The sequence below is a fragment of the Pseudomonas tehranensis genome (assembly GCF_014268615.1).
Lineage (GTDB): Bacteria > Pseudomonadota > Gammaproteobacteria > Pseudomonadales > Pseudomonadaceae > Aquipseudomonas > Aquipseudomonas tehranensis.
In genome coordinates, this window is the sequence record NZ_JABWQV010000284.1 from 1 (window position 1) to 5,767 (window position 5,767).

General features: G+C 59.1%; 7 protein-coding genes. 2 read left to right on the plus strand and 5 right to left on the minus strand.

Annotated elements, in window-relative coordinates; all coding sequences use genetic code 11:
• The first annotated feature begins 110 nt into the window (after positions 1-110).
• Positions 111-338, plus strand: a complete 228-nt coding sequence (locus HU811_RS24060) for a YheU family protein (RefSeq protein WP_024778700.1) — start codon at positions 111-113, stop codon at positions 336-338.
• Here the strand turns inward: HU811_RS24060 and csrA are convergent.
• The 3 genes from csrA to HU811_RS24075 form a co-directional block, all read right to left on the minus strand.
• A complete protein-coding gene (gene csrA / locus HU811_RS24065; RefSeq protein WP_092397599.1) occupies positions 327-527 on the minus strand; it encodes a carbon storage regulator CsrA in 201 nt (66 codons plus the stop codon). The two genes, HU811_RS24060 and csrA, sit on opposite strands and share 12 nt — an antisense overlap.
• A gap of 151 nt (positions 528-678) precedes the next feature.
• Complete coding sequence (locus tag HU811_RS24070) at positions 679-1,011, minus strand: YnfA family protein (protein WP_186658464.1); 333 nt, start codon at positions 1,009-1,011, stop codon at positions 679-681.
• A gap of 57 nt (positions 1,012-1,068) precedes the next feature.
• Positions 1,069-1,884, minus strand: coding sequence for an SDR family oxidoreductase (locus HU811_RS24075; RefSeq protein WP_186658465.1), 816 nt, complete (start codon positions 1,882-1,884; stop codon positions 1,069-1,071).
• Between the two features lie 291 nt (positions 1,885-2,175).
• Between HU811_RS24075 and HU811_RS24080 the strand changes: the two genes are divergently transcribed.
• The gene (locus HU811_RS24080) at positions 2,176-2,328 is read left to right on the plus strand and encodes a DUF3309 family protein (RefSeq protein ID WP_092397593.1); all 153 of its coding nucleotides are present in this window, start codon (positions 2,176-2,178) and stop codon (positions 2,326-2,328) included.
• A gap of 59 nt (positions 2,329-2,387) precedes the next feature.
• Here HU811_RS24080 and HU811_RS24085 read toward each other — a convergent pair whose 3' ends face one another.
• Entirely contained in the window at positions 2,388-4,481 is a 2,094-nt protein-coding gene (locus tag HU811_RS24085; RefSeq protein ID WP_186658467.1) for an LTA synthase family protein, read from the minus strand.
• A gap of 294 nt (positions 4,482-4,775) precedes the next feature.
• Positions 4,776-5,651 (minus strand): polyamine aminopropyltransferase, encoded by an 876-nt coding sequence (gene speE / locus HU811_RS24090; RefSeq protein WP_186658468.1) that lies wholly within the window; start codon positions 5,649-5,651, stop codon positions 4,776-4,778.
• Between the last annotated feature and the right edge of the window lie 116 nt (positions 5,652-5,767).

Sequence of the window (5,767 nt, forward strand, 5' to 3'; positions counted from 1 at the left end):
GTGGGAGCGAGCCTGCTCGCGATGAGGCCTGAACAGACACCCAAAACCCAAAGCTAGCCGCAAAAGCCCTTTGGCCGTAGCATCGCGACATTGTCTAGCCGAGGTACCCCATGCTGATCCCCCACGACCAACTCGAAGTCGACACGCTCACTCGCCTGATCGAAGATTTCGTGACCCGCGACGGCACCGACAATGGCGACGACACGCCGCTGGAGACCCGCGTATTGCGGGTCCGGCAGGCCTTGACCAAAGGCCAGGCGATGATCGTCTTCGACCCGGAAAGCGAACAGTGCCAGTTGATGCTCAAGCACGACGTACCCAAGCATCTATTCGACTGAACAGACCTTGCGGCTGGCCTGGGCCCTTTTTTTCTGAATCTTTTCGTAGATCTCGGAGCGATGAACGTCGATATGCCGGGGCGCTTCCACGCCAAAACGAACAGTGGTGCCGTTGACCGAGAGCACTCGGACGGAAATATCATCACCGATGGAAATCAGTTCACCCACAGCGCGGCTAAGTACGAGCATGGTTCTTGTCCTTAAGAATATCTGGACCTTGACCATGCCCGGCCCGCTTGAGGTTCTCAAGACACCCTCAAGAATTCAGTAACGCCCTACAAGCAAGACTCTGGCAACTGAAGGAAACGTCCTGCAAAACCCTGTCAGATAGCGGACTTATTCAAGGGGTGGAAATCCGCGGACCAAACAGAATCACACTCGCCCCAACCACGCAGAGCGCCACACCCACCCAGTCGGAAGCCAGCGGCCGCGCTCGCTCCACCACAGCCAGCCAGCCGATCGAAGCGATGATATAGATCCCGCCATAGGCGGCGTAGGCACGACCGGCGTAAGTCGCCTCGATGCGGGTCAGCAACAGGGCGAACAGCGTAAGGCTCAGCAGCGCCGGCGCGATCCACCAGGCGCTCTTGCCCTGGCGCAGCCACATCCAGAAAGCGTAACAGCCGGCGATCTCAAACAGCGCGGCGAGAAAGAACCAAAAGTAGTTGAGCATGGGAGCGTCCATCAGGAGGGCCGAATGTGGCCATCCTGAGGACGCCGGACACTCAGGTCAACTCGGGTTCTGCCGAGCCTTGGCGCGCATCTTGTCGGCCATGACGGTCATTTCGTCGTACAGCAACTGCGGATTCTTCTGCTTGATGGCCCAGGCCATGCGCCCTTGCTCGTGAGGCAGGATCATGAACTGGCCCTGGGCGACCTGCTCATAGATGTAGTCGGCAATATCGGTCGCGCTGATCGGCGAGCTTTCCAGCAACTTGCCAACCTGGGCTTTCATCGCCGGCGTCGGGCCGCGGAAGGAGTCCAAAAGGTTGGTCTGGAAAAACGACGGGCACACTACATGCACACCGATTTCCTGCTGCGCCAGCTCAATCAACAGGCTTTCCGACAGCGCCACCACGCCGGCCTTGGCCACGTTGTAGTTGCTCATGGCCGGGCCCTGCATCAGGGCGGCCATGGAGGCGATGTTGATGATCCTGCCGTGGCTTTTTTCCAGCAACGGCAAGAACGCCTTGCAACCCTTGACCACGCCCATCAGGTTGATCGCGATTTGCCAATCCCAATCCTCCAGGGACAGTTCGCTGAAGAATCCACCGGAGGCCACACCGGCATTGTTGACGATGATGTCGATGCCACCGAGCTTCTCTTCGCAGGCCTGGGCAAACGCCGTCAGTTGGCTGTAGTCGCGCACGTCGCAGCGCTGGACAAAACCGTCGCCGCCAGCGTCACGCACCAACCTGAGGGTTTCCTGAAGGCCTGGCTCACTGACATCCGACAAGGCCAGGCGCCAGCCTTCGCGGGCCCAGCGCAGCGCGATTTCGCGACCCAGGCCAGAACCGGCACCGGTAATCATCATGCGATTTTGCATAGCAAACAGCCTTGTTGTTCCGGGAGAGATGAGCCGAGTGTAGCGAAGGACCTTGCCGGACCCACGCTCCATCAGAGTGCTGAATGGTGGGGGCAAACCTTAATGGGTTTTCAGGGGAACATCGCTGTGGAGCAGCTTTGCTCCCATAGAGGAGTTCTTTGGAGCACTAAAAAACTTTGAATTTTTTACAGGACGTTACGGTCGGACATATTAAGCCGCCCGGATTTAATGCATGCGTGCTGGTAGTTGAAAGTTGCATCACTCCAGAACTGACCAATAAGGAAATCACCAATGGGCACAATACTCATCATTATCCTGATCCTCCTGCTGATCGGTGGCCTGCCGGTCTTCCCTCACTCCAGAAGTTGGGGTTACGGCCCGTCCGGTATCCTCGGTGTCGTACTGGTAGTGCTGTTGATCCTGCTGTTACTGGGCAAGATATGAACCACTAAGTGACAAAAAAAGAGGCCCGTTAAGGCCTCTTTTTTTATGCGCTGAACTTTTCAGTTCGGAACACCCTGTGTCACGCCGGCGGTGTTATCCAGCAGGCTCTTGGTGGCGGTTTGCAGAAACGCCTCCAGCTTGAGTTTCATTTCAGCCGCCTGCGGCGCGTCGGGAATGACATCCGCGCGTGGCTGGGCACCCAGTTGGTAGCGATACAACTTCGGCGCCATTTCCTTTTCCCTCGGCAACACCAGGATTTTGTCGTCGCGGATGATCGCCGTGGTCTGGTCACTGCCCGACGGTTTGATCACGCCAAATCCGCTGTCGCCTGGCGGCAGGTTCAACAAATCGCGGCCCCAGCACTGGTTACGCACTTGCCCGCCGATCCGGCCCATGATGGTCGGGACGATATCGACCTGGGTGCCCACGGTGTGGTTGCGCTGGCCGAACTTTTCCTGGATACCCGGGCCGATCAACAGCATCGGCACGTTGAAGCGGCCCAAGTCCATTTCGGTAAGCTGGCGCTCGTTACCAAAGCCGTGGTCACCGACGATGACAAACAGTGTTTCCTTGAAATAAGGCTCCTTACGAGCCTTTTCGAAGAACTGCCCCAGCGCCCAATCGGAATAACGCATGGCCGTCAGGTGCGTATTCAGGCTGCCACGGTCAGTGACCGGCTCCACCGGCAACGGTGTCGGCAACGCATACGGCGTGTGGTTGGACAGGGTCTGCAGCAGCGCATAGAACGGCTTGCCGTTTTCCCGTGCCTTGAGCTCAATCAGGGAACGGTCGAACATATCCTGATCGGACACGCCCCAGGTCGGATCGGAGAACACCGGGTTCACATAATCATTGCGCCCGATGAATGTGGTCATGCCCTGGCCGCTGAAGAAACCCGACTGGTTGTCCCAGGCGAAATCACCGTTGTAGACATACACGTCGTCGTAGTCGCGGGCACTGAGCAGTTGCGGCAGTCCGGAAAACTTGTGGCTGCCTTCAGGTGTCTGCATCAGGTACTCGAAACCCGGCAGGTTCGGGAAACACGCCATGGTGGCAAACATGCCCTGATGGGTGTGGGTGCCATTGGAGAAGAAGCGGTCAAACAGCAGACCTTCCTTGGACAGTTGGTCCAGATAAGGCGTGATATTGCCCGGCGCGCCCAGGGCGCCCACCGAGTGACCCGCCATGCTTTCCATGAGGATCACCACCACGTTCTTGATCGGCAAATTCTTGTCGGCGGGTGGCGTGTAGTCGCGACGTACGGCAGCGGTGTCTGCATCGACCAGTTTGTCGTCGGGCATCACCAGCATGTCCCGCACCGTCTGCTGGGCCAGCGGTTGCTCGAGGGTGGCTTTCCAGATGTTGTCGCGGTGTTCGGACATCCGGCTCTTGGCCGCGGCCACCAGTGACAACGTGCCATTAAGGCCCAACTGGTTGGCAAAGTTCGAATCGGTGGTGTAGACGTCACCCCAGCGCAGCGGCGGCCCTTGGCGCAAGGTGCCCCGGGCGGCTCCCACGGCCACGACCAAGCAGACCATGAACACCGCGACACGCCCGTACCACGGAGCCACCTGGCGGGTGCCAATGGTGCCGCCACTGAACGGCCCGCGCGGTCGGGTCGCGCGGTCGGCGCCCTTGAACGCCATCGCGAGGATCAGCGTGCCCACGGCCCACGCCAACAGGTAGCGCACCACCGGGAAACCGTACCAGAGCATGCTCATCACGGTTTTCGGGTCTTCCTGCACATACTGGAAGACCAGGCCGTTGAGACGCTGGTGAAACTCGCGGTAGAAGTCCATCTCCATCAGACCGAGGAACAGCCCGATGCTGGCGGTGACGGTCAGCCAGAAACGAAAAAAACCACGTGCCGCCATGGCCCGCGCGCTGAACAAGGCCAGCAGCAGCGGAATACACAGATAGACCACCAGACGCAGGTCAAAACGCAGTCCGTTGACGAATGCCTCAACGAAGGTAGAGGCCGGGGAGTCGAGGATCATTTCGCGGTTGTAGACCAGCAGCGCCACGCGCAACAGGCTGAACATGATCATCATGACCAGGGCACAGAGCAAGGTGTAGACCAGGTGTGATTTGACGGTCGGTTGCAGCAGGCGATGCGTGGTGCGGTGCTGACTCAGGGCGTCCGGGATTGCCATGTCGTGTAAGGACCTAATCGGGTTGAGGGCGAATAGAACAACGGCGCGTCCTATGCCGACCATCACCCGGGTCCCTGGGTCTGCGCGAGTGCGCAAGCGTTGAATGAATGGCGGGGCATCGCCATTTGACTCACCGACCGCAACAAGCGCCGGGATTGTCCGCGAGGGTCTGTGAAAATTTTGTTCAATGACTATTCGCAAACACAAAACCGCGGATTGCCCGATGCATTGTGTGCCGAACCGCACTGTGGTGAGGGGATAGATCCCCTCACCACAGGTCAGCGTTGTTCCCGATCAGTCGTTACTTGGTTTGTTGATTGCCTGCAGAACGTACTGCGGCATGGCGAACGCGCCGAGGTGAACTTCGGGGTTGTAGTAGCGGGTGATGATGCCGCTGCCAATGAAACGCTCGCGCAGGGTCTCGCGAGACAGCTTGCGATAGGCGGTATCCGTCGAGCCCCAGGCGAAAGTCATCGCGCCGCCAATGTAGGTCGGCACGGCGGCCTGGTAGAAATGCCAGTCGGCAAACAAGCCACGCAGACGCCCGGCGGTGGTTTGTACTTCACCCAGTTGCATGAACGGCGTGCCGTTCTGGGTCACCAGAATGCCGCCTTCGTTCAGGCAGCGGTGACAGGCCTGGTAGAAGTTTTCCGAAAACAACACTTCACCCGGACCGATCGGGTCGGTGGAGTCGGAAATGATGACGTCGAATTTCTCCTGGGTGGTCGCGACGAAACGCATGCCGTCGTCGATCACCAGGTTCAGCCGCGGGTCGTCGTAGGCGCCTTTGGAGTGGTTGGGCAGGAACTCCTTGCACATGTCCACCACGGTGCCGTCGATTTCCACCATGGTGATGTGCTCAACGCCCAGGTGCTTGGTCACCTCGCGCAACATGCCGCCGTCGCCACCGCCGATGATCAACACGCGCTTGGCCGCGCCGTGGGCGAGGATCGGTACGTGGGTCAGCATTTCGTGGTAGATGAATTCGTCGGCTTCGGTGGTCTGGATCACCCCATCGAGCGCCATCACCCGGCCCATGCGCGGGTTCTCGAAAATCACCAGGTGCTGGTGCTCGGTGCGCACTTCGTGCAGCAGCTTGTCCATCCGAAAACGCTGGCCGTAGCCTTCGTAGAGGGTTTCCAGGTAGTCGCCGGTCGGGGTAGTCGTCATGGTCAGGTGCTCCGATAAATACGCGGTTGGCCGATGAAGGCTCGCAAAGGCGCGCATTCTACGACGCCGGGCATGACAGGTCGAACCTTGACTGCCGAACTCAGTCCCTGTGGCGA

Excerpts from the sequence above, each read along its gene's own strand:
- HU811_RS24060 (WP_024778700.1), top strand. The coding sequence starts at position 111 with ATGCTGATCCCCCACGACCAACTCGAAGTCGACACGCTCACTCGCCTG.
- csrA (WP_092397599.1), bottom strand. The coding sequence starts at position 527 with ATGCTCGTACTTAGCCGCGCTGTGGGTGAACTGATTTCCATCGGTGAT.
- HU811_RS24070 (WP_186658464.1), bottom strand. The coding sequence starts at position 1,011 with ATGCTCAACTACTTTTGGTTCTTTCTCGCCGCGCTGTTTGAGATCGCC.
- HU811_RS24075 (WP_186658465.1), bottom strand. The coding sequence starts at position 1,884 with ATGCAAAATCGCATGATGATTACCGGTGCCGGTTCTGGCCTGGGTCGC.
- HU811_RS24080 (WP_092397593.1), top strand. The coding sequence starts at position 2,176 with ATGGGCACAATACTCATCATTATCCTGATCCTCCTGCTGATCGGTGGC.
- HU811_RS24085 (WP_186658467.1), bottom strand. The coding sequence starts at position 4,481 with ATGGCAATCCCGGACGCCCTGAGTCAGCACCGCACCACGCATCGCCTG.
- speE (WP_186658468.1), bottom strand. The coding sequence starts at position 5,651 with ATGACGACTACCCCGACCGGCGACTACCTGGAAACCCTCTACGAAGGC.